The organism is Actinokineospora baliensis (assembly GCF_016907695.1).
Classification (GTDB): Bacteria; Actinomycetota; Actinomycetes; order Mycobacteriales; family Pseudonocardiaceae; genus Actinokineospora; species Actinokineospora baliensis.
Map to the genome: position 1 here is coordinate 2,961,971 of NZ_JAFBCK010000001.1, position 20,212 is coordinate 2,982,182.

The following is a 20,212-nucleotide window of genomic DNA, read 5'->3' on the forward strand; positions in this document are numbered from 1 at the left end:
GCGCCCATGACATGGGACGTGGTTGTCGTCGGCGGGGGAATCGCGGGGATCTCGGTCGCGGCGGAACTGGCCGGGCACCGGTCGGTGCTGCTGGTGGAGGCCGAACCGGAGTTGGCGAGGCACTCGACCGGCCGGTCGGCGGCGCTCTACGCCCCCAGCTACGGCGGTCCCGTCGTGCGCGCCCTCACCGCGGCCAGCGGGCCGCTGTTCCCCGACGGCGTGCTCACCCCGCGCCCCATGCTGTGGGTCGGTGACGTCTCGGGGGCCGTCGCGACCGGCGCGGCCGACGAGATCACCCCCGACGAGGCGCTGCGGATCTGCCCGGTCCTGCGGCCGGTCGAGCGCGCCGCGCTGGACTCCGGGACCAACGACATCGACGTCATGGCCCTGCACCAGTGGTACGTCCAGCGGTTGCGGGCCGCGGGCGGTGAGATCCGCAGGGGCGCGCCGGTGACCGCTGTGCGCCGCGACGGGTCGGGCTGGGTGGTCGCCCTCGGTGCCGATGAGGTCCGAGCGGGCATCGTGGTCAACGCCGCCGGGGCCTGGGCCGACCACGTCGCCGCCCTCGCCGGGGTGCCCACTCTGGGCCTGCGCCCGCTGCGGCGCACCATCGCCCTCGCGACCGGCACCGCGCCAGTCGACCCGGGGTGGCCGCTGGTCGCCGACGTGGCCGACACCTTCTACTTCCGCCCGGAAGGCCCCGGCGTCCTGGTGTCTCCGGCCGACGAGACCCCCGTCGACCCCGGCGACGCCAAGCCCGACGACCTCGACATAGCGCTCGCCCTCGACCGGGTCAACGAGGTCACCACGCTCGGTCTGCGCTCGGTCCGCACCGCGTGGGCCGGGTTGCGCACCTTCGCCGCCGACCGCGAACCCGTCGTCGGCGCCCTGCCCGACCATCCCGGTTTCGTGTTCGTCGCGGGCCAGGGCGGCTACGGCATCCAAATGGCCCCCGCCCTCGCCGTGACCGCGGCGAAGATCGTCCTAGGGGAGCCGACGGAGTTCACGGACTCTGTGTCCCCAGCCCGCTTGTAGCCGGATTCGCACTATCGTGGGCGCTCTCAGCGGCGGAGGGAGTGCCATGGCGGACATCGGGGCCAAACTCGCGGGGATCGTCGAAGACGTGCTGACCGGGGCCGAGGCGGCCGAGGAGTACGGGCACGACGAGGCGTTGAGCACGACCCTGGTCCGCCCAGCGCACGTCGTGCGGCCGCGCACCGCCGAGGAGGTCGCGGCCGTGCTGCGCCTGGCCACCGCCGAGGGTGTGCCGGTGACCGCGCGCGGCTCCGGCAGCGGCCTGTCCGGCGCCGCGATCCCCAGCCCGGACGGCATCGTGGTGTCCTTCGAGCGGATGAACGCGATCCTGGAGGTCGACACCGACAACCACGTCGCCGTCGTCCAGCCCGGTGTCACCCTGCGCGACCTCGACGACCGCACCGCCGAGGCCGGGCTGGTCTACCCGGTCTACCCGGGCGAGCTCAGCGCGAGCCTCGGCGGCAACGTGGCCACCAACGCGGGCGGCATGCGCGCGGTGAAGTACGGGGTCACGCGCCACCACGTCCTCGGCCTCGAAGCGGTGCTGCCGACCGGCGAGGTCCTGCGCACGGGCGGCCGGTACGTCAAGTCCAGCACCGGCTACGACCTCACCCAGCTCATCGTCGGCTCCGAGGGCACCCTGGCCCTGGTCACCGAAGCGACCCTCAAGCTGCAGCCCCGCGTCAAGCACACCGCGACCGTCCTGGCGCCGTTCCGCGACCTCGCCCAGGTCACCGCGGCCGTGCCGAAGGTCGTCGCGTCCGGGCTCGCGCCGCTGATCCTCGAGTACATCGACGGCCTGACCATGGGCGCCATCACCTACACCGCCGACCTGCAGCTGGGCATCCCCGACGAGGTCCGCGACACCGCGCAGGCGTACCTGGTGGTCATGCTGGAGAACCGCGACCAGGACCGGCTCGACGCCGACGTGGAGACTGCGGGACAGCTGCTGTCGGACCTCGGCGCCATCGACGTGTACGTGCTGCCGGGTGGTTCGGCGCGAAAGCTGGTCGAGGCGCGCGAGCGGGCCTTCCACACCGCGAAGGCGGCGGGCGCGGACGACGTGATCGACACCGTCGTGCCCAGGGCGGCGCTTCCGGACTTCATGGCCCAGGTCACCGGGATCGCCCAGGCCAACGAGACCTTCATCGTCGGCTGCGGGCACGCCGGCGACGGCAATGTCCACTTGGCACTGTTCCAGAAGGACGCGGACAAGCGCGCCGCGGTGCTCAAGGCCCTGTTCTCCGCCGCCATCGCCCTCGGCGGCGCCATCTCCGGTGAGCACGGCCTCGGCCGGACCAAGCAGCGGTACTTCCTCGACCTGGAAGACCCGGCCAAGATCGCCCTCATGCGCCGGATCAAGCAGGCGTTCGACCCCGCCGGGGTGCTCAACCCCGGCGTGCTCCTCGACAGCACCCACCAGGCAGACACCCAGCAGGACGGAATCCAGGCATGAACGGCGCGCAGGCGCTCATCCGCACCCTCGCCGACTCCGGGGTCGAGGTCTGCTTCGCCAACCCCGGCACCTCGGAGATGCACTTCGTCGCCGCCCTCGACACCGTGCCCGAGATGCGCGGGGTGCTTGCCCTGTTCGAAGGCGTGGTGACCGGGGCGGCCGACGGGTACGCGCGGATGGCCGACCGGCCCGCCGCCACCCTGCTGCACCTGGGGCCCGGCATGGTCAACGGCCTGGCCAACCTGCACAACGCCCGCCGCGCCCGCACCCCGGTCGTCAACGTGATCGGCGACCACGCCACGCACCATAAGGCCGTGGACGCCCCGCTGGAGTCCGACATCGACGCCCTGACCGGCTGGACCGGCGGTTGGTCGCGCACCAGCGCCGACCCCGCGCGCGTGGGTGCCGACGCCGCTCAGGCCGTCGCGGCGGCCACGGAGGGGCGGATCGCCAACCTGGTGCTGCCCGCTGACGTCTCCTGGGGTGACGGTGGGGTCGCGGCGAAGCCGGTTCCGGCGCCACCACGTTCCACTGTGGATGATTCGGTTCTCGCCGGTATCGCCGAAGTTTTACGGTCCGGTGAGTCCACTGTGGTCCTTCTGGGTGGCGGTGCGACGCGGGAACGCGGGCTGCGGGCGGCAAGCCGGATCTCTGCGGCGACGGGCGCGAAGCTGTTCGCCGAGACCTTCCCCGCCCGCATCGAGCGCGGCGCGGGCCTGCCCGCCGTCGACCGGCTCGGGTACCTGGCCGAACAGGTCCAGTGGCAGCTCACGGACGTGCGGAACCTGGTCCTCGCGGGCTCCCGGGCCCCCGTGTCGTTCTTCGCCTACCCCGGCAAGGCGAGCGAACTGACCCCCGACGGCTGCGCCACCCACACCCTCGCCGACGCCGAGTCCGACGTCGTCGACGCGCTGGAGCAGTTGGCCGACCTGGTCGCCGAGGGCGTGGAACCGGTGCTGCAGGCCCCGGCGCGGCCCGCGCTGCCCTCCGGCCCGCTCACACCGCAGAACTGGACCGAGGTGATCGGGGCGCTCCTGCCCGAGGGCGCGATCGTCTCCGACGAGGCCAACACCTCCGGCCTCATGATCCCGATGACCACCGCGGGCGCCCCCCGCCACGACGTCCTCACCCTCACCGGCGGCGCCATCGGCCAAGGCCTCCCGGTCGCCCTCGGCGCCGCCGTCGCCTGCCCGGACCGCCCCGTCATCTGCCTGCAGGCCGACGGCAGCGCGATGTACACGATCTCCGCCCTCTGGACCATGGCCCGCGAGAACCTCAACGTCACCACGGTGATCCTCAACAACCGCGCCTACGCCATCCTCCGCATGGAACTCACCCGCGTGGGCGCCGAAGCCGCGGGCCCCAAGGCGAAAGCGCTGCTGGACCTGGCCACCCCCGACCTCGACTTCGTCCACCTGGCCCGGGGAATGGGCGTCCCGGCCACCCGTGCCACGACAGCCGAGGAACTGGCGGAGCAGTTCGCCGCGGCCCTCGCGGAACCGGGCCCCCACCTCATCGACGCCATCGTGCCGTCCCTGATCTGAGGGCCGGCCACCCGGTTGCCAACGGCGGACTTCTCGTTGATATGAGTCGGGGACCGCGCTGCGGAGACCGAGCGTCCTCCGGCGAATGCTGGGACGAGGTGCCGCTGTGCCTCGGATGCGAGCGGGTGGCTCGGGTTTCAGGGCTTCTGCGCCTCGTCCACCGAGGCACAGGTAGTGGGCGAGCCCGGGGCGGTAACTGCACCCGTATCGCGATCGGCGATGAGGACGGCATTTGCCGCGCCGCGCACGGCCGGGTTGTCCTGTGCGCGCAAGCGGAAGGGCCACCAACCGCGGCGGTTGGTGGCCCTTCCGGTGAGTCTCGGTGGTTACCGGGTCTCGGTGTTGGTGTTCTCCGAGTCGTTGGTGTCGGAGTTGACCAGGTTGTCGGTCACGGTGTTCAGCGTGTCGGTCACGGTGTCGGTCGTGTCGGCCACGGTGTCGGTGACGGTCGTGGTGGTGTCGGTCACGGCCGGGGTGGTGCTGGTCGAGGTCGAGTCGTCGGTGCCGATGGTGGTGTGGTGGCGGCCGCCGAGGTCGATGTTGAGGTCGGCGAGCAGGTCGATGTCGAGCAGGTCGCCGCCGAGCAGGTCACCGTCGTCGAGCAGGTCGTCGAGCAGGTCGATGTCCAGGACGTCATCGAGGTCGAGGTCGTCGAGCAGGTCGATGTCGAGGTCGAGCAGGTCGCCGTCGAGCAGGTCGTCGAGCAGGTCGCCGAGACCGTCGAGGTCGATGTCGAGGTCGAGCAGACCGTCGTCGAGCAGGTCCTCCGACAGCAGCCACAGGGCCTGGGTGGGCGTGATGTCCAGGTCGGTCGCCCACTCCTGGGCCAGCGCGACCAGGGCCTGCAGCTCGGCGACCGAGTCCGCGTCGGACAGGTCGTCGATCAGGTCTTCGTCGAGCAGGGTGATGTCGATGTCACCGTCGTTGAGGACGTTGAGGACGACGATCGCGGGCACGTCCGTCGTCTCGGCGGATGCCGCCGGCGCCGCGAACCCGAGGGCGAGTGCCGTGGCGGTTGCCATGAAACCGAGACGGAGTGCGGCTTTGCGCATGGGGAAGAGCTCCTAGTGACTGGCCGAATTGGACAGTCATGAGCGTTCCAGAGCGGTCACCCGCAGGCGAGTCCACAGTCGGGTGGTCACGTTCGAGGAGCGAAATTGCGCTCAGATGGCCCTTGCCCTGTGTTTGGTACACCTTCGAGCGAAGAAAATGACTGCGGTGAGCGTAACTCGATGATCGCCGCGCCCACGATCGGCGGCCACCCTTTCGTGGGTGGCGTGATCACAAAAAACGCCGGGCCGGAGTCGTGGCGACCCCGGCCCGGCGTACCGGCTCCCGATCAGGGGTTGGTGCCGGTGAGGTCGATCAGCGGGCTGGCCACGTTCACCGAGTCCGCGTTGATCACGTTGATCGTCAGGTCCGGGACGATGGACTCGGCCGGGGTGCGGTCGTCGGTGGTCTCGGCCGCGGCGGAGGTGGCGGTCGCGGTGGCCAGGCCGAGGCTGAACGCCACGAAGCCGAGTGCGGCTCCGAGGCGCAGAACTGTTGTGCGCATGCGGGTTTCTGCTCCTAGTAGGCAGGGGATGTCCAAGCGGCTAGCAGCCTGGCAGAACCCGCGGGCACCGGCGAGTCCACAGTAGAGTGACTCAGCCGCCCGATCGGCTGAGCTTCAAGATCACGCCGTGCTGAGCAGCCCCCGAATCCATTGTCCCGCGCGGCACCGACAGGACGGGGCGATCGGCGGGCGGCCTGTGGACAACCACGAGGGTTGTCCACAGGGCGTCGCGTACCGACCCGGTTCTGACGGTGTGGCGCCGTAGACTGGAAATCGGGGGCTGCCCGGCGCGGTTCGATCATGAACCGGCGGATTGTCTACGGGCGTGGTCTCACCGGCGGGGGTGCGGGACCCGGCGCGGGGTGAGCAGGGACCGGACCGTGTTGAGGGTCCGGAACTCCCCGGGCACACCGGTCGGCCGGATCAGGCCCGCCTGCAGCAACCGGTGCAGCACCGCGGTCACCGCCTGCTCCGGGACGCCCCGTTCCCTGGCGATGTCGCGGGCCGACCGGCCGGGGCCGGTCAGGGCGGTCAGCACGGCCAGGTCGGTGCCGCGCAGGGACTCGATGGTCGTGCTGATCGCCGAGCGCAGGTCGCCGACCGCGCGGCGGGTGGCGGGCCCGGCCGGGGTGGTGAGCTGGAACGGGTCGCGCCTGGCGGCCTCGACCAGGCGGGGCAGCGGGTAGAGCGGGAACCAGGTGGCCGCGGCGACCAGGGCGGCCGGGACGCCGTCGAGCGCGTCGCACAGGTCGCGCAGGTCGCTGACCAGGAAGGACCGCTCCTGGCCCTGGGCGCGCAGGCGCGCGACCAGCAGCCGGGTGGCGGGCGAATCCGGGCCGTCACCGCGCGCGGCCAGCGGCCGCAGCGCCACGGTGTGCGCCTCGGGTCGGGCCGAGGGCACGCGCGCGGTGGTGAGCAGCCGCAGCCGGGGGCATCGGCTCAGCAGCTCGGCCAGGCCCGGATCCGGGACCCTGGTGGGTACCCGGTCGTCGACCACCAGGTACGCCGGGGTGTCACCGATCAGCGCCGCCAGCTCCGCCAGGCGCGGCCCGGCGCCGCCGAGCAGCAGGTCGGCGACGGTGCCGGGCAGCGGTGCCGGGCTGCTCCCCGGGTCGACCCACCACACCGGGTCGGGCACCGCGTCGTGCAGCGCCCTGGCCACCTCGGCGGCCACCCTGCTCTTGCCGACGCCCGCGATCCCCACCAGCGACACCCAGCGCTGCGCGCCGGAGGTGAGCAGCTCGACCAGCCCGCCGACCACCCGGTCCCTGCCGACCAGCGGCGAGGTCGCGCCGGGGGGCAGTTGCGAGGCGGTGGCGGGCACGGCACCGCCGGACTGCAGCCGCAGGTGGTCCGACGGGCTCATGTGCAGCGCCTTGGCCAGCAGCAGCAAGGTCTGCTTGCGCGGGCGCTCGACCTTGCCGAGCTCCAGGTCGCGGATGGTGCGCTCGCTGACCCCGGAGCGCACGGCCAGCCTGGACTGCGTCATGCCCCGGCGCAGTCGGGTCGCCAGCAGGAACTCGCCCAGTTCCGTGCCGGGGCGGTCCTGGTGCTCGGTCCTGGTTGATTCGGTCCTCGTTGATGCGGTGTGCATGGTCGTCAAACCTCACAAGGTCGGCCACGCTCGGTGGCGGTGCGATCGACGCGAGCGACCGATGCGCGCAGACGTTGTGTTCACCCCAGAACGCGCTGCGCGCGCGCAGGTCACGACCGACAGCGTGACCGTAGTTCAGCCTCTCGCGTTCCCCAGTTCCCGCGGTCGTGCGACCGCGGGTGATGCGCGACGGTGAGCCCCCATTGCCCCATGAAAGCTATCGGTGTGCGCGAAGATCGACAACCGGCTGTGATCTGGTTCACAGTGCATGCCCGCCCGATGGAGTAATCCGGCAAGTGTGCCGTTCGGGACACCGGCAAACGGTTCTTTTCTCGTCTTTTTGGCGGGTGCGCGGTGCGCCATGGTCATGACGTTGTGCGCCCACGCGGTATTCCCCGGCGAAATCACCGGTCTCGAATTCCGGCCTACTATCGGTCACATTCCTGTGATCGAGACCGGCGGGTCGCGCTGTCAAGCGAGTGGCAACTGTGATCCCCGGCGGGCGGGCCCGGCAAATGGTACAACTGTACTGTGACCGCCAACACAGTCGTGGGCGTGCCCGCGGAGACCGCCGGGGGCGAGCGGCGGGTCGCGCTCGTGCCGAAGGTGGTCGAGCGGCTGCGCGCCAAGAACCTCTCCGTCGTCGTCGAACCGGGTGCGGGCGCGGCCGCGCTCATCCCCGACGACGCCTACGTCCACTCGGGAGCGACGCTGGGCGACCCGTGGTCGGCCGACGTCGTGGTGAAGGTGGCCGTGCCCACGGACGCCGAGATCGCCAAACTCCGCGCCGGTGCGGTGTTCGTCGGCTTCCTCGCCCCGCTGACCCAACCCGACAAGGCCGACGCGCTGCGGGCGGCGGGGGTGACCGGGTTCGCCATGGAGTCGATCCCGCGCATCTCCCGCGCGCAGTCGATGGACGCGTTGTCCTCGCAGGCCAACGTCGCCGGGTACCGCGCCGCCCTGCTGGCCGCCGAGCACCTCACGCGCTTCTTCCCGATGCTGACCACCGCGGCGGGCACGGTGCCGCCCGCGAAGGTCCTGGTGCTCGGGGTCGGCGTCGCGGGCCTGCAGGCACTGGCGACCGCGCGCAGGCTCGGCGCGCACACCACCGGCTACGACGTGCGACCCGAGGTGGCCGACCAGGTCCGCTCGGTCGGCGCGCAGTGGCTGGACCTGGGCATCGAGGCCACCGGCAGCGGCGGCTACGCCAGGGCGCTCACCGACGGCGAACGCGAGGAGCAGCAACGGCAGTTGGCCCGCGCGATCACCGGGTTCGACGCGGTGATCACCACCGCCCAGGTGCCCGGCCGCACCGCGCCGACCCTGGTCACCGCGGAGGCCGTGAAAGGCATGCGGGCGGGCAGCGTCGTGGTCGACCTGGCCGGTGAGTCCGGCGGCAACTGCGAGCTGACCAGCCCGGGCCAGGTCGTGGTGGAGCACGCGGTGACCATCGCCTCGCCGCTGAACCTGCCCGCCACCATGCCCGAGCACGCCAGCGAGCTCTACGCCCGCAACGTCGCCGCGTTGCTGGAGCTGTTCATCGACACCGACGGGGCGATCGCGCTCGACTTCAGCGACGAGGTGGTCGCGGGTGCCTGCGTCACCGGGCAGGAGGCCTAGATGCTGGTGCAGAACCTCGCGGTCCTGGTGCTCGCGGGTTTCGTCGGGTTCGCGGTGATCTCGAAGGTGCCCAACACGCTGCACACGCCGCTGATGTCGGGCACCAACGCCATCCACGGCATCGTCGTGCTCGGCGGCCTCATCGTGGCCGGTCTCGGCGCCGAGGGCGTGCTGGACAAGATCCTCCTGGTCATCGCCATCGCCTTCGGCACCATCAACGTCATCGGCGGCTTTCTGGTCACTGACCGGATGTTGGGCATGTTCAAGTCCAAGAAGAAGGAGCCGCGATGAGCCGGGAAGTCCTCATCCAGCTGCTCTACATCGTGGCCTTCGCCCTGTTCATCTACGGCCTGATGGGGCTCACCGGGCCGCGGACCGCGGTGCGCGGCAACTGGATCGCCGCCGCGGGCATGGGGGTCGCGGTCGTCGCAACCCTGCTGACCCCGGGGATGGGCAACTGGTGGCTGATCCTGCTCGGGGTCGCCATCGGCACCGCGGTCGGCGTGCCGTCGGCCAAGCAGGTCAAGATGACCGCGATGCCGCAGATGGTGGCCCTGTTCAACGGGGTGGGCGGTGGCGCGGTGGCGCTGATCGCGTGGGTGGAGTTCCGCGAGAGCCACGGGTTCGCGGGCGAACCGGCGCACGTCGCGGTCGCCAGCCTGTTCTCCGCGATCGTGGGGTCGGTGTCGTTCTGGGGTTCGCTGATCGCCTACGGCAAGCTGCAGGAGGTGATCACCGGCCGCCCGGTCGGCATCGGCAAGCTCCAGCAGCCGCTCAACCTGCTGCTGCTCGTCATCGCCCTGGTCTGCGCAGGCGTGATCATCGGCGGCGGTGACGCGCAACTGCTGATCATCGGCTTGCTGCTGGCCGCCGCGGTGCTGGGCGTGATGGTGGTGCTGCCCATCGGCGGCGCCGACATGCCCGTGGTGATCTCGCTGCTCAACGCGCTCACCGGCCTCAGCGCCGCGGCGATGGGCCTGGCGCTGGACAACACCGCGCTGATCGTCGCGGGCATGATCGTCGGCGCTTCCGGCACGATCCTGACCAACCTGATGGCCAAGGCGATGAACCGGTCCATCCCGGCGATCGTCGCGGGCGGTTTCGGCGGCGGGGGCGGCGGCGGGAGCGTGCAGGGCAGCGGTGACCAGACCGTGCGCCGCACCAGCGCCTCCGACGCCGCGATCCAGATGGCCTTCGCCAACCAGGTGATCATCGTCCCCGGCTACGGCATGGCCGTGGCGCAGGCCCAGCACGCGGTGCGCGAGATGGCCGACCTGCTGGAGTCGCGCGGGGTGTCGGTGTACTACGCGATCCACCCGGTCGCGGGCCGCATGCCCGGGCACATGAACGTCCTGCTCGCCGAGGCCGACGTGCCCTACGAGCGGCTCAAGGAGATGGAGGACATCAACCGCGAGTTCGCCCGCACCGACGTGGCCATGGTGATCGGCGCCAACGACGTGACCAACCCGGCGGCGCGCACCGACACCGCCTCGCCGATCTACGGCATGCCGATCCTCAACGTCGACGAGAGCCGGTCGGTGATCGTGCTCAAGCGCGGGATGGCGCCCGGGTTCGCCGGGGTGGACAACGCGCTGTACTTCGACCCGAAGACGACCATGCTCTTCGGCGACGCCAAGTCGTCGGTCGCGGAGGTCACGGAGGAACTGAAGGCGCTCTGAGGGCTTCTGCCATGCTTTGTCCGTTCGACCGGACTGGTTGGAGGACCTCATGCGGTGGACCCTGGAAGTCGTCTCGGTGCCGGTCAGCGACATCGACCGGGCGAAGGCCTTCTACGTCGACGGGCTCGGGTTCCACGTCGACCACGACACCACCGCGGGTCCGGTCCGCTTCGCCCAGCTCACCCCGCCGGGGTCGGGCTGCTCGATCGTGATCGGCATGTCCGCGATGGCACCCGGCTCGCTGCAGGGCCTGCAGCTGGTGGTCAACGACGTGCGGGCCGCGCACGCCGAGCTGACCGCGCGCGGCGTCGAGGTCGGCGAGGTCCAGTACGCCTCCCGCGAGGGCGGGTTCCGGGCCGCGACCGCCGAGGACGACCTGAACAACTCCGGGTTCCTGTTCTTCAGCGACCCGGACGGCAACGGCTGGGCGGTGCAGCAGATCACCGCTCGCCCGTGAGACCGCGGGCGCTGTACCGGCACCCGGTCGAGCGGTTCGGTCTGCTGTGGACGGCGTCGGCGTGCGCGTTGGGCGTCGTGCTGGCGGTGGCGTTGTGGACGCCGGAGAGCGGGCTGGACAAGGTCCTGCTGGTGGTCGCCGCCTGCGTCACCGGTGCCGCGACCGCCTACCAGGCGCTGTTCCCGTACTGCTTCATCCGCGACGGCAAGGTCGGGATCCGGACCGTGCGCGGCCTGCGCACGGTGGCGTTGGCCGACATCACCGCCACGAGCCGCCGCGACGCCAGGGCCCCGTTCGGCCGGGCGGTCTACCGGTACCCGGCGATCACCGTGGACGGCCGGGTCGTGCCGCTCGACCGCGCCCACTACCGGCCTGGGCACCGGCGGGAGCAGCGGATCGAGGAGTTCCTCAGCCAGCTTCAGGGAGCGACGACCTCCGGGATCAGGTGACCTGTCCGCACCGCGTTCGCCAGTTCGGCCTGGTCGAGCTTCCACACGATCGTGTCCCCGCCGCTGGGGCCGGTGGTCCGGAAGACCGGTTCGGCGTGCCGGGCCAGCCAGGGCAGCAGGTCGGGGGAGGCGTAGCCGTAACCGAGGCTGAGCGGGCGGCTCTGGGTGAGGACGTAGTCGGCGCGGAAGCGGTGCAGCGCGCCGAGCGAGGTCCACGTGCCGACGCGGAGGTTGGCGCCTTCCCCGGAGTGCAGCGCGAACTGGGCGGTCGGTGTCGTAAGACCGACTCGCGAGTTGGGTGGCACCTGGGTGTCGAGGAACGCCCGGGCCTGCTGGTAGCCGTTGTCGGTGACCGCGCGCGCGTGAGCGGCGAAGGCAAGACCCGCGACCACCACAGCGGCGGTGGCAGTGACCAGCGCGGGGCGTAGTCGCACGGATAGCTCCACTGCCACCACGCCAAGCGCTAGGACGCCGGGGACCACTACGAAGTAGCCCATCTGCTCCTCCAGCGTCCCGAAGGCCAGGGAGAACAGGCCGAGCATCCCCATCACGGAAGCCACTAGGCCGATCAGCCTGCGATCCGCTCGAGCCGACCGCAGGGCGAGTACACCAGCGGGTACAGCTAGGCCGAGAAGGACGTAAGAGGTGCCGAACCGGCCTAGTTGGCCCAGCAAGGTCTCTAGCAGGTTGGGGGCGTTGGGGGAGTTGAAGCCGCTGATCTGGTCCAATCCGGCCATACGCCTAAGCCCGCCGATCTTGTGGCTCCACCAGTCCGGCAGGCGTCCTGCGATGGCGAGGGCGATGACGTAGCTGGCATATGGCACCAGAGCCAAGCTGAAGACCTGGAGTGCTGTCTTACGCGGCAGTGTCCTCTTCCACAACGTCGCTAAGAGGACTGGCAGCAGGGCGGGTACGGCTGAGACGTCTTTGGCCAGGACGGCGAGACCTAGTAGGAAGCCGCCTACGGAGATCAGCCACTGACGTCGCTCCAGGCCGATCAGCAGGCACAGCCAGCCCGCGAGGATCAGAGCGAACGCCGGGGTCTCCAGCATCACCCGGCTGTCGTTGCGCAGAACGAACGGATCGGCGGCGAGGACGACCGCGCCGACCACCGCCACGACAGGTTTGGTGGTCCGCAGGAGAAGCAGATATCCCAGCGCCACAACAACCGCCCCGAGCAGTGCGTTCACCCACCGCAGCTGGAACACCAGGGTCGTCGGGTCCGGCGAAAGATCAAATAGGCCGGTGATCACGCCGTTGAGCCAGAACGTCAGCGGCGGGTGCAGGTAAAAGGCCTCCCCGGCGAGGTTGGGCCATTCACCGCGGCCGACCGACAGCGCCAACCGCGAGTAGGTGACCTCATCGATGAACAACTCGTTCGCCGTTGTCAGCCCCCACAGCCGCAGCGAAAGCGCCAAACCGACAACCGCCGCGCCCGCGAGGACGAGCCCTTTCCTCACTGCGCGGCCACCTCCAGAGTGTGGTCGACCCAGTCCTCGGCCGACCCGAGAACGGTGCCGCCGCGCTCGCGCAGGAACGCCTTGGACTTCTGCTCCCAGTCGAAACCCGCGAACGGCACACCCGTGCCCGCCGCGAACACCAGCGCGTGCAGCCGCAGCCCGAGCACACCCGCCGCGCGGCCCACCACGGCCTTCGCCAGCGCGGGCGGCAGTTGCGGTCCGATCACCGGCAACTCCAGCGCGGCCGCGAGAGCGGCGTCCCGGTGCGCCAGGCCGAGGCCGTAGTCCGCGTGCGTGGACAGGGCGAGCGCGGCCACCTCGCCGCCTCGTTCCCGCCACCGCCGGGTGGCGTGCAGGCAGGTCTCGCGCAAGGTCGCCATCCGGGTCGTGTCGGGAAGGGCCTTGGGGGACAACAGGAGCAGCGGCGCCTCGGCATCGATCCCCGCGCCTGCCAACGCCAGTTTCGCCGCTTCGGGGGAAGCGGGCGCCAGCTCCAACGCGAGGTCGCCGACCACAGGCACCGGGACGCCCAGGGTCCGTGCGGACAGCTCGTCGCGGACGGTGAGCCTGCCGAACACCGCGGCCGACCGGAGCTTGCGCAGCGCGGCGGGCGGCGTGCCCGGGTAGACCCCGATGGCCAGGTAGAACGTGGCGCGCCCGACCCGATTGGTCGCCTCGACCACGGTCGGCAGCAAGCGGACCAGCGGGGGCAACCCGGAACCGAACATGCCGCCGCCGACCACCAGGACCGCCTCGCACCAGCGCAACCCGGCCGCGAACGAGACCGCGGTCATCGGCCGGGCGGCGACGCCGTGGGTCCACTCGACGAGCCTGGGGTTGCGCGAGAGGACGCTGACCTCGGCGCCCGCGTCGAGCTCGGTCAGCGCCGCGGCCAGCAGGGCCTCGTCGCCGGTGTTGCCGTTGCCGAAGTTGCCCACGATGAGCACCCGCCGCGCTCCGTCGAGGTCGACCGTCATCTGGTGGCCTTTCCGCGCCATGCCCTGGTTTGTCCGAAGTAGACCGCCCGGTGCAGCAGGGTCGCTGTGGGGAGAACCGTTCTGGGGTGGGTGAACTGCAGGATCCACGCGGTCCTGGTGGACGGGCCGCTGTTCGGGTGTGCGCTGTGGACGGTCTCGAACAGGTGCAGCGCCGCGCCGCCGACCGGGAGCGGGACGTCGACGGCGTCGGATTCGGCGACGCCGACGGTGCGCAGCGCGCCACGGCGGCCGGGGACCGGTTCGTGCGGGAGGACGCCGTTGCGGTGGCTGCGCGGGACGTAGCGCATGCAGCCGTCCGCCGGGCCGACCGGGGTGGTGGGGATCCAGATGTTGAGGCGGCGCTCCGGCAGGCCCGACCGCTTGTGCACCCGGTCCTGGTGCCACACCGTTTCGTAGCCGCAGCCTGGTGGCTTGCGGATGCTGTGGTCGAAGCGGAACCAGGTCCCGGCACCGAGCACCCGCCTGGCCAACGCCCGCCCGCGCCGGAACACCGCTGTCCTGCGCAACTGCGGCGACAACGACGACGGGTACAGGATCTCCGGCACCTCCGCGCCGAACTCGCCGTCGGTGGCGCCGAGGTCGAGCACACTCGCCGCGGGGAGGTCGGCGAACCGGTCGAACAGACCGTCCAACCGCTGCGCGACCTCGGCGATCTCGCCGGGGGTGAACAGGTCCGGCACCCCGAGGTACCCGTCGGTCAACAGCGACCGCCGCTGCTGCTCTGTGATCACACTTCCCGCCAATCCCGTGCCGCCGCCAGGTACACGCGCTCCTGCGCCCGCGCCAGCCGGTCCCACGAATACGCCCGCGCCAACTCCCGACCGCCCAAACCCAGCCGCCGCACCCTGTCCCCGTCCGCGGCCAACTCGGCGAGCGCGCACCCGTAGGCAGCGGTGTCGAACGCGGGCACCAGCACCCCGGCCGACTCCGGCACGACCTCGCGCAGGCAGTCGATGTCGAACGCCACCACAGGGCTCCCGCACGCCGCCGCCTCCAGCGCGACCATGCCGAAGGTCTCGAACCGCGACGGCACCGCGACCACACGGGCCGCCGCGAGCAGTCGGTACTTGGCCGCACCGCTCACCCAGCCCGCGAACCTGACGCGGTCGGCGATCCCCAGTCCAGCGGCCATGTCCCGCAACCGCTGCTCGTCCGGTCCTGTCCCGGCCAGCACCAGAGCGCCCGGCAACCGGTGCGCCTGCTCGGCGAACGCGGTCAACAGCAGGTCGAGGCCCTTCTGCGCGATCTCCAACCGGCCGACGAACACCACGTCCTCGCCGCGCGGGGAACTGGCGTCGAACGCCGCCGCGTCCACCCCGTTGGCCACCACCTCGACCCGGGCCGCCGGGTTCATCGCGCTCAACCGCTCGGCGATCCCCGTCGACACCGCCACCAGCCCGCGGTGCGTCCGCACCCCGGCCCGCTCGACCAGGAAGAACGGCAGCCGGTACTGGCGCGACTTCTCCCTGGCGTTGAGCCACTGCACCACACCCACCGTCGGCCTCCCGGTCCACAGTGGAGCACCGATGCTGGACACCGGCGCGAAGAAGTCCTCCACCACCAGGTCCGCCGGGTAGCGGCGGGACACGAACGGCAGCGCGACCGCGTACCCGGCGATCCGGCCGAGGTACGTGCGGCCCTCCCCGATGCCCACGTGCTCGTAGCGCACGCCGTCCTCGACCCGGTCGACGCACCCGGGCCAGCGGGTGGTGAGGACCGTGATGTCGTGGTCGCGGGCGAGACGTCGGTTCATCTCGTGGGTGCGCACGGCCCCACCGCCGGAACCGGGGAGCGCGGGGTCTTCGAAGCCCAGGTGCAGGACGCGCAGTCGCGCGCCGGGCGGTGGTCGCTCGGTGGTCCTGATCCGGCGGATGGCAAGCAGGCCGAGCAGGGCAGACGTGGCGATCCAGGCGGGAACCCAGTGGCTCGCCTGCCAGAGGATGACGGTGGCGATGCTGGAGGCGGCAAAGGGGAGCAAGGCAGGTCGTGCGATCGTGGCTGCCGCTACGAGGCCGCCCAGACACGTGCCCAGGGCCAGATTTGAGGTTTGCCAACCGATTCCGATGCCCAGGAGCACTAGGACGAGAGCCACGATCAGGTGCTTGCTCGCCTTGCGGTAGGCCGACTGTGCCTGGAGCACTGTGATGGCAAGGGTGATCAGGCCGAAGAAGAGTCCGGTGAGGACGGTGTAGGGGAGTAGCTGGACCGCCGCGGTGAGGTGGGCGGGCACGATCCACCTGACGAGGTCCGCGGGGGCGGTGATCAGCACCGCGGCGACCGGGAAGGCCAGCCACCCGTAGGCGGTCATCGTTTCCCTTGCTGTGCCGGGGGAATCGGTCAGCCTGGGGAAGGCGACGACCGCCAGCGCCGCCGCGACGAAGAGGGGGACCCGGCCCAGGGTCGCGGCCAACTGGTAGGCCGCCGACTCGGAACCGGGGCCGAGGAAGATCGGGGCGAGCACGATGTCGGTCGCGGTCAGCACGCCGAGAAGCCCCTGTACCGCGCTCAAGCCCGCTGTGTCCCGCCACCGCCCCCGGTCCCGCAGGACACTCGGTCGCCAGGACAGGTCCGCCCAGGCTCCCGCACCCGCGAACAGCACCACGGAGCCGAGGAGGAACGCCCCCAGGGCGCCCGCGGCCCCGAGTCCAACGGCGACCGCCACCGAACCGAGCGCTACCCGGGCCACCACCTCCCCGACCCGCAACGCCGCCAGCCGCCCGAACCGTTGCTCGCCCTGCAACCAGCCGACCGCGCAGCCCGAGACCATGATCCCGACAACCGCGGCCATCACCGCGACGACGGCGCTCGCGGGTGCGTACAACGCGGTGACGATCCCGACGAACGCGGCGGCGGGAATGGCGCCGAGAACTCCGATTCCCAGGGCGTGCGCCATGGCGGCTCGGCGTTGTGCCGTCCCCGCGGGGTGGGCCTTGACCGCTTTCGCCAACGCCCACGGCACAGCCGCCGAAGCGGCGGTACCCACCACCAGCAACAGCGTTTGCCCAGCCGCGAACACGGCATAGTCGTTGCTGGGCAACCAATGTGCGAGCGCGATCCCGTAGGCGTAGCTGATCACGCTGACCACGGCGGTTGCGCCTGCCACCACCGCGCCGGCCCGCGCGAGTGCCGGTCCCGTCATGCCCGGGCGGTCGTGGGCAGGGCGACACCGGTCAACAGGTGCTCCTCGGTCGCCAGCTCGACGCTCACCGGCTCGACGTTCCACCTGGCCAGCACCGCCTCGGCGTCCAACTCGTCACACCCGTGCAGCAGCGCGCTCCCCAGATCACCCACCACCCGCACCTGGTCGGTGCGCCTGCCCTGGGGCGGCGCCACATCCCGCGGGACGCGGAACCGCACAGCGGCGGCCATGTCCGACCGGGCGGCCCGGCGCTCCCGACCCCCGGCCGCGCGCCGCTCGACCTCGCCGAGGACAACCCCGGCGAGCAGTTCGGCGCTGCGATCCCACGTGAACGCCGACGCCCACGACCGGCAGTTGTCCGAGATGGCCGCCGCTGTCCCGTCGTCCGCCAGTTCGGTGAGCGCACCGATCAGCGCGGGCCCGAACTCGTCGACCTCCGGCACGACCCAGCCGGTGTACCCGTGCCGCACCGAGTCGTCGATCCCCGCTGCCGACGACGCCAGGCAGGGAACGCCGAAGCGGGCGGCCTCCAGGACCGTGCACCCCCAACCCTCGCCCTGCGAGGTGGACGTCGTCAGCCAGGCCCGCTGGATCAGCTCGTCCCGCTTCTGGTCGGAGAGCCTGCCGCGAAAACGCACCGTGCCCCGCAGGCCGAGCTCACCTGTGAGCAACTCCAGCGCGCGCCGCTGCTTGCCGTCACCGATCACCTCCACCCGCAGGTTCGGCACCGCGGCCACCACTTCCGGCAGCGCGCGCAGCAACCGGTCCACCCGCTTGTGCGCCACCAACCTGCTCACCAGCACGACCGTCGGCTCCGGGTCCCGTGGCCCGGCCCGGTGCGCGGGCGGCTCGTTGCCGTTGGGCACGACGAACACCGGCCCCCGAACCCCCAACGCCACCCGCATCTCCCGCCGCGTCGACGGCGACACCGCCACCATCGCTCTACCGCCGTAGACGTACCGGCTCACCGGCCCCTCCAGCAGCCGCCCCACCGCGGCCACCGGCCTGCCGAAGTGCGCCCCGAACTGGTCCTGGTGCACGTGGTGCACCACCTGCACCACCGCCGTCGACCGCGGCACGAACGCCGGGGCGAAGAACGGGATCCCGTTCTGACAATCCACCACCGCGTCGAACAACCCCCCGAACCGCACCATCGCCGCGGCCGCCGCCGGGTAGACCGAGAACTCCCCACCCCGCCGCAACACCTGCACCCCGTCGATCACCTCACGAGCGGGAACCCCAGCGGGCCGGGATGTCAACCACGTCACCTTCACCCCTGCGGCCACCCAGCGGCGCGCGATCTGGTGCGCGTACAACTCCGCACCCCCGGCCTGCGGGTGCCGCACATCCCGCCAGTTCACCACCAACACCGACCGCCCCCGCAGCTCCTCGAGCGCCGTCATGACCTGGCTCCCAGCAGGGTGAGGGCGGCGCGGAAGGCGGGGAGGCCGTCGCGGAGGGGGCGGAGGGTGGAGCGGGTGTCGTCGGTCCAGGTGATGGGGAGTTCCACCACGGTGCCGCCTTGGGCTTGGACGCCGCGCAGGAGTTCCACGTCGAAGGCGAAGCCGGTGATGGCGCAGGTGGTCAGGGCCCGTTGCACCGCGGTCCGCTCGAAGAACTTGAAGCCGCACTGCGTGTCCGCGACGCCGGGGACCATCCGCTTGGCCAGGGCGCGGAACGCGGCGCCACCGAGGCGCCTGGTCACCGGTTGTCTGCGCAGGATCGCCGCGCCCCCGGCGTACCGGGAGCCGATCACCGCGGTCGCGCCCGCCTCCAACGCCGCCAGCGCTTCACCGAGCGCGTCGATCGGCGTGGCCAGGTCCGCGTCGACGAAGCCGACGTAGCGGGCGCCGCTGGTCATCATGCCCCGGCGCACCGCGGCACCCTTGCCCGCGATGGCGCAGCCGATCACCTCGACCGGGACCGGCGCGCCCACCGCGCTCCTGGCGACCCGCGCCGTCGCGTCCGCGCTGCCGTTGTCCACCACCACGATCCGCGACGACCACGACCGCGTCGCCAGGTAGCGCGCCGTCGCCGTCAACGACCCGCGCAGCCGAGGCGCCTCGTTGTAGGCCGGGATCACCACCTCGACGTCCACCGGCGCGCGCCGAGCGGCCACCGGGACCGCGCGGGCGGCCGGGCTGAGCTGTGCCTGGGTCACGAAGGGGTCCCCCTGGGGTCCGGAAGTCAACGCCATTCACCGCCGCGGCGACCATAGGCCACCTTCGGGTGAATCAAAACCGGACCGGGTGAACCGCTCGTTAAGCGGACCCCGCGAATATCGGTCGCCGACGCGGGTGACGGTCTAATCCGTGAATTCCCTCACAGGGTGCAACCCGCCGGTTCGCGCACTGTCCGCGCAGGTCACGGCGTTGCGAATGGTATAGACCGACGGGTCCGGTTCGACCGCTTCCCTACTTTCGGAGGTTTTCCGGGGAAGTTTGAAATGCGGAACCCGAATGCTTGTCGGAAACGCCCCGATGGGCGCGCGTGATCCCGCACGGATACGATGCGTGCCTTTTGCCCGCTGGCGTTCACCCGGTGGGGCGCCGTGCGACCCGGCTCGCCCGAAGCCGGGTCCTTCACCCCGGCCGCCGGTGCCCTGGCCCGCCTGCCAGGTCCGCGGCCGGGGCGGTCGACCTGCCCCGAGGGGGAGGGGCTTGGTCGCGGCGCCGGGTCAGGAGGTGCCGTGCGCTTCCTGGAACTTGGTCACCAGCGCCTGCGGGATGCGCCCGCGCTCGGCGATGTTCTCGCCCTGGGAGCGCGCCCATTCCCGAATCGCCTGGTTGTCCAGCCTGGTCGCGCCGAAGCGGCGGACGACGCCGTTCTTCACTTTCCGGCCGTCCGTGCGGCGAGCGTGCCCGACGTACTGGGCGAGGGAATCTCGCAGCCGTGCGGCGTTCTCTCTCGACAGGTCGATCAGGAACTCCACGCCGTCGATGGCGAAGGCGACGGTCTCGTCTGCCCGGCCGCCGTCGAGGTCGTCGACGAGTTCCACAACGGTCTTCTGCGCCACGGTTTCCTCCGCGTGATGAGAGTTCGTTTCCAGCGGCTTTATCCGGCGCCGGACCAGCCGCACCCAGGGTATTGCTCAACCGATCGGGGGAAGCGTATCGGTAGCCCGCTCCGGGAACCACCCAGTGTCCCGTATCGCGGTCATCCTTATTACTACCTCATCGAGGGTATCCGGTCCACCAGCGAGAATTCGACCTGCCCGCTTGGTCTG

At 71.3% G+C, this 20,212-nt stretch carries 18 protein-coding genes; 8 read left to right on the plus strand and 10 right to left on the minus strand.

What is annotated here, in order from left to right; genetic code table 11:
• Positions 1-6 precede the first annotated feature (6 nt).
• Genes JOD54_RS14250 through JOD54_RS14260 form a run of 3 tightly spaced genes read left to right on the plus strand, consistent with a single transcriptional unit; the run spans position 7 to position 4,035 of the window.
• Positions 7-1,035, plus strand: coding sequence for an NAD(P)/FAD-dependent oxidoreductase (locus JOD54_RS14250; protein ID WP_204450994.1), 1,029 nt, complete (start codon positions 7-9; stop codon positions 1,033-1,035).
• Between the two features lie 46 nt (positions 1,036-1,081).
• Entirely contained in the window at positions 1,082-2,491 is a 1,410-nt protein-coding gene (locus tag JOD54_RS14255) for an FAD-binding oxidoreductase (protein WP_204450995.1), read from the plus strand.
• Positions 2,488-4,035 carry an acetolactate synthase large subunit gene (locus JOD54_RS14260; RefSeq protein WP_204450996.1) on the plus strand — a complete coding sequence of 516 codons (1,548 nt, stop codon included), beginning with the start codon at positions 2,488-2,490 and terminating at the stop codon, positions 4,033-4,035. The genes JOD54_RS14255 and JOD54_RS14260 overlap by 4 nt, the downstream gene beginning before the upstream one ends.
• A gap of 326 nt (positions 4,036-4,361) precedes the next feature.
• Here the strand turns inward: JOD54_RS14260 and JOD54_RS14265 are convergent, their stop codons facing one another.
• From JOD54_RS14265 to JOD54_RS14275, 3 genes are all read right to left on the minus strand, one after another.
• Positions 4,362-5,087, minus strand: a complete 726-nt coding sequence (locus JOD54_RS14265; RefSeq protein WP_204450997.1) for a hypothetical protein — start codon at positions 5,085-5,087, stop codon at positions 4,362-4,364.
• A 287-nt stretch (positions 5,088-5,374) separates the two neighbouring features.
• The gene (locus JOD54_RS14270; protein ID WP_204450998.1) at positions 5,375-5,590 is read right to left on the minus strand and encodes a hypothetical protein; all 216 of its coding nucleotides are present in this window, start codon (positions 5,588-5,590) and stop codon (positions 5,375-5,377) included.
• Between the two features lie 331 nt (positions 5,591-5,921).
• The gene (locus tag JOD54_RS14275; protein ID WP_204450999.1) at positions 5,922-7,184 is read right to left on the minus strand and encodes a helix-turn-helix domain-containing protein; all 1,263 of its coding nucleotides are present in this window, start codon (positions 7,182-7,184) and stop codon (positions 5,922-5,924) included.
• A 531-nt stretch (positions 7,185-7,715) separates the two neighbouring features.
• Here JOD54_RS14275 and JOD54_RS14280 point away from each other — a divergent pair.
• The 5 genes from JOD54_RS14280 to JOD54_RS14300 are packed head-to-tail and all read left to right on the plus strand — an operon-like array spanning position 7,716 to position 11,389.
• Positions 7,716-8,804: a Re/Si-specific NAD(P)(+) transhydrogenase subunit alpha gene (locus JOD54_RS14280; RefSeq protein WP_204451000.1), complete on the plus strand. Its 1,089-nt coding sequence runs from the start codon at positions 7,716-7,718 to the stop codon at positions 8,802-8,804.
• Positions 8,805-9,095 carry an NAD(P) transhydrogenase subunit alpha part 2 gene (locus tag JOD54_RS14285; RefSeq protein ID WP_204451001.1) on the plus strand — a complete coding sequence of 97 codons (291 nt, stop codon included), beginning with the start codon at positions 8,805-8,807 and terminating at the stop codon, positions 9,093-9,095.
• Complete coding sequence (locus JOD54_RS14290) at positions 9,092-10,483, plus strand: NAD(P)(+) transhydrogenase (Re/Si-specific) subunit beta (RefSeq protein ID WP_204451002.1); 1,392 nt, start codon at positions 9,092-9,094, stop codon at positions 10,481-10,483. Before JOD54_RS14285 ends, JOD54_RS14290 begins: the two co-directional genes overlap by 4 nt.
• A gap of 49 nt (positions 10,484-10,532) precedes the next feature.
• A complete protein-coding gene (locus tag JOD54_RS14295) occupies positions 10,533-10,940 on the plus strand; it encodes a VOC family protein (RefSeq protein ID WP_204451003.1) in 408 nt (135 codons plus the stop codon).
• Positions 10,937-11,389, plus strand: coding sequence for a hypothetical protein (locus JOD54_RS14300; protein ID WP_204451004.1), 453 nt, complete (start codon positions 10,937-10,939; stop codon positions 11,387-11,389). Before JOD54_RS14295 ends, JOD54_RS14300 begins: the two co-directional genes overlap by 4 nt.
• Here JOD54_RS14300 and JOD54_RS14305 read toward each other — a convergent pair.
• From JOD54_RS14305 to JOD54_RS14335, 7 genes are all read right to left on the minus strand, one after another.
• Positions 11,359-12,849 (minus strand): ArnT family glycosyltransferase, encoded by a 1,491-nt coding sequence (locus JOD54_RS14305; RefSeq protein WP_204451005.1) that lies wholly within the window; start codon positions 12,847-12,849, stop codon positions 11,359-11,361. The genes JOD54_RS14300 and JOD54_RS14305 overlap by 31 nt on opposite strands.
• Positions 12,846-13,847 (minus strand): polysaccharide pyruvyl transferase family protein, encoded by a 1,002-nt coding sequence (locus JOD54_RS14310; RefSeq protein ID WP_204451006.1) that lies wholly within the window; start codon positions 13,845-13,847, stop codon positions 12,846-12,848. The genes JOD54_RS14305 and JOD54_RS14310 overlap by 4 nt, the downstream gene beginning before the upstream one ends.
• Positions 13,823-14,578 carry a phytanoyl-CoA dioxygenase family protein gene (locus JOD54_RS14315; protein WP_204451007.1) on the minus strand — a complete coding sequence of 252 codons (756 nt, stop codon included), beginning with the start codon at positions 14,576-14,578 and terminating at the stop codon, positions 13,823-13,825. Before JOD54_RS14315 ends, JOD54_RS14310 begins: the two co-directional genes overlap by 25 nt.
• Positions 14,575-16,986: a glycosyltransferase gene (locus tag JOD54_RS14320; protein WP_204451008.1), complete on the minus strand. Its 2,412-nt coding sequence runs from the start codon at positions 16,984-16,986 to the stop codon at positions 14,575-14,577. The genes JOD54_RS14315 and JOD54_RS14320 overlap by 4 nt, the downstream gene beginning before the upstream one ends.
• Positions 16,983-18,389, minus strand: a complete 1,407-nt coding sequence (locus JOD54_RS14325; protein WP_204451009.1) for a glycosyltransferase family 4 protein — start codon at positions 18,387-18,389, stop codon at positions 16,983-16,985. Before JOD54_RS14325 ends, JOD54_RS14320 begins: the two co-directional genes overlap by 4 nt.
• Positions 18,386-19,147, minus strand: a complete 762-nt coding sequence (locus tag JOD54_RS14330; RefSeq protein WP_307860020.1) for a glycosyltransferase — start codon at positions 19,145-19,147, stop codon at positions 18,386-18,388. Before JOD54_RS14330 ends, JOD54_RS14325 begins: the two co-directional genes overlap by 4 nt.
• Positions 19,148-19,663: 516 nt before the next feature.
• A complete protein-coding gene (locus JOD54_RS14335; RefSeq protein ID WP_204451010.1) occupies positions 19,664-20,002 on the minus strand; it encodes a histone-like nucleoid-structuring protein Lsr2 in 339 nt (112 codons plus the stop codon).
• Positions 20,003-20,212: the final 210 nt, after the last annotated feature.

What these genes read in the sequence shown, in the direction of transcription:
- JOD54_RS14250 (WP_204450994.1), top strand. Translation starts at nt 7, where the DNA reads ATGACATGGGACGTGGTTGTCGTCGGCGGGGGAATCGCGGGGATCTCG.
- JOD54_RS14260 (WP_204450996.1), top strand. Translation starts at nt 2,488, where the DNA reads ATGAACGGCGCGCAGGCGCTCATCCGCACCCTCGCCGACTCCGGGGTC.
- JOD54_RS14310 (WP_204451006.1), bottom strand. Translation starts at nt 13,847, where the DNA reads ATGGCGCGGAAAGGCCACCAGATGACGGTCGACCTCGACGGAGCGCGG.
- JOD54_RS14270 (WP_204450998.1), bottom strand. Translation starts at nt 5,590, where the DNA reads ATGCGCACAACAGTTCTGCGCCTCGGAGCCGCACTCGGCTTCGTGGCG.
- JOD54_RS14320 (WP_204451008.1), bottom strand. Translation starts at nt 16,986, where the DNA reads ATGACGGGACCGGCACTCGCGCGGGCCGGCGCGGTGGTGGCAGGCGCA.
- JOD54_RS14285 (WP_204451001.1), top strand. Translation starts at nt 8,805, where the DNA reads ATGCTGGTGCAGAACCTCGCGGTCCTGGTGCTCGCGGGTTTCGTCGGG.
- JOD54_RS14290 (WP_204451002.1), top strand. Translation starts at nt 9,092, where the DNA reads ATGAGCCGGGAAGTCCTCATCCAGCTGCTCTACATCGTGGCCTTCGCC.
- JOD54_RS14255 (WP_204450995.1), top strand. Translation starts at nt 1,082, where the DNA reads ATGGCGGACATCGGGGCCAAACTCGCGGGGATCGTCGAAGACGTGCTG.
- JOD54_RS14275 (WP_204450999.1), bottom strand. Translation starts at nt 7,184, where the DNA reads ATGCACACCGCATCAACGAGGACCGAATCAACCAGGACCGAGCACCAG.
- JOD54_RS14265 (WP_204450997.1), bottom strand. Translation starts at nt 5,087, where the DNA reads ATGCGCAAAGCCGCACTCCGTCTCGGTTTCATGGCAACCGCCACGGCA.
- JOD54_RS14295 (WP_204451003.1), top strand. Translation starts at nt 10,533, where the DNA reads ATGCGGTGGACCCTGGAAGTCGTCTCGGTGCCGGTCAGCGACATCGAC.
- JOD54_RS14325 (WP_204451009.1), bottom strand. Translation starts at nt 18,389, where the DNA reads ATGACGGCGCTCGAGGAGCTGCGGGGGCGGTCGGTGTTGGTGGTGAAC.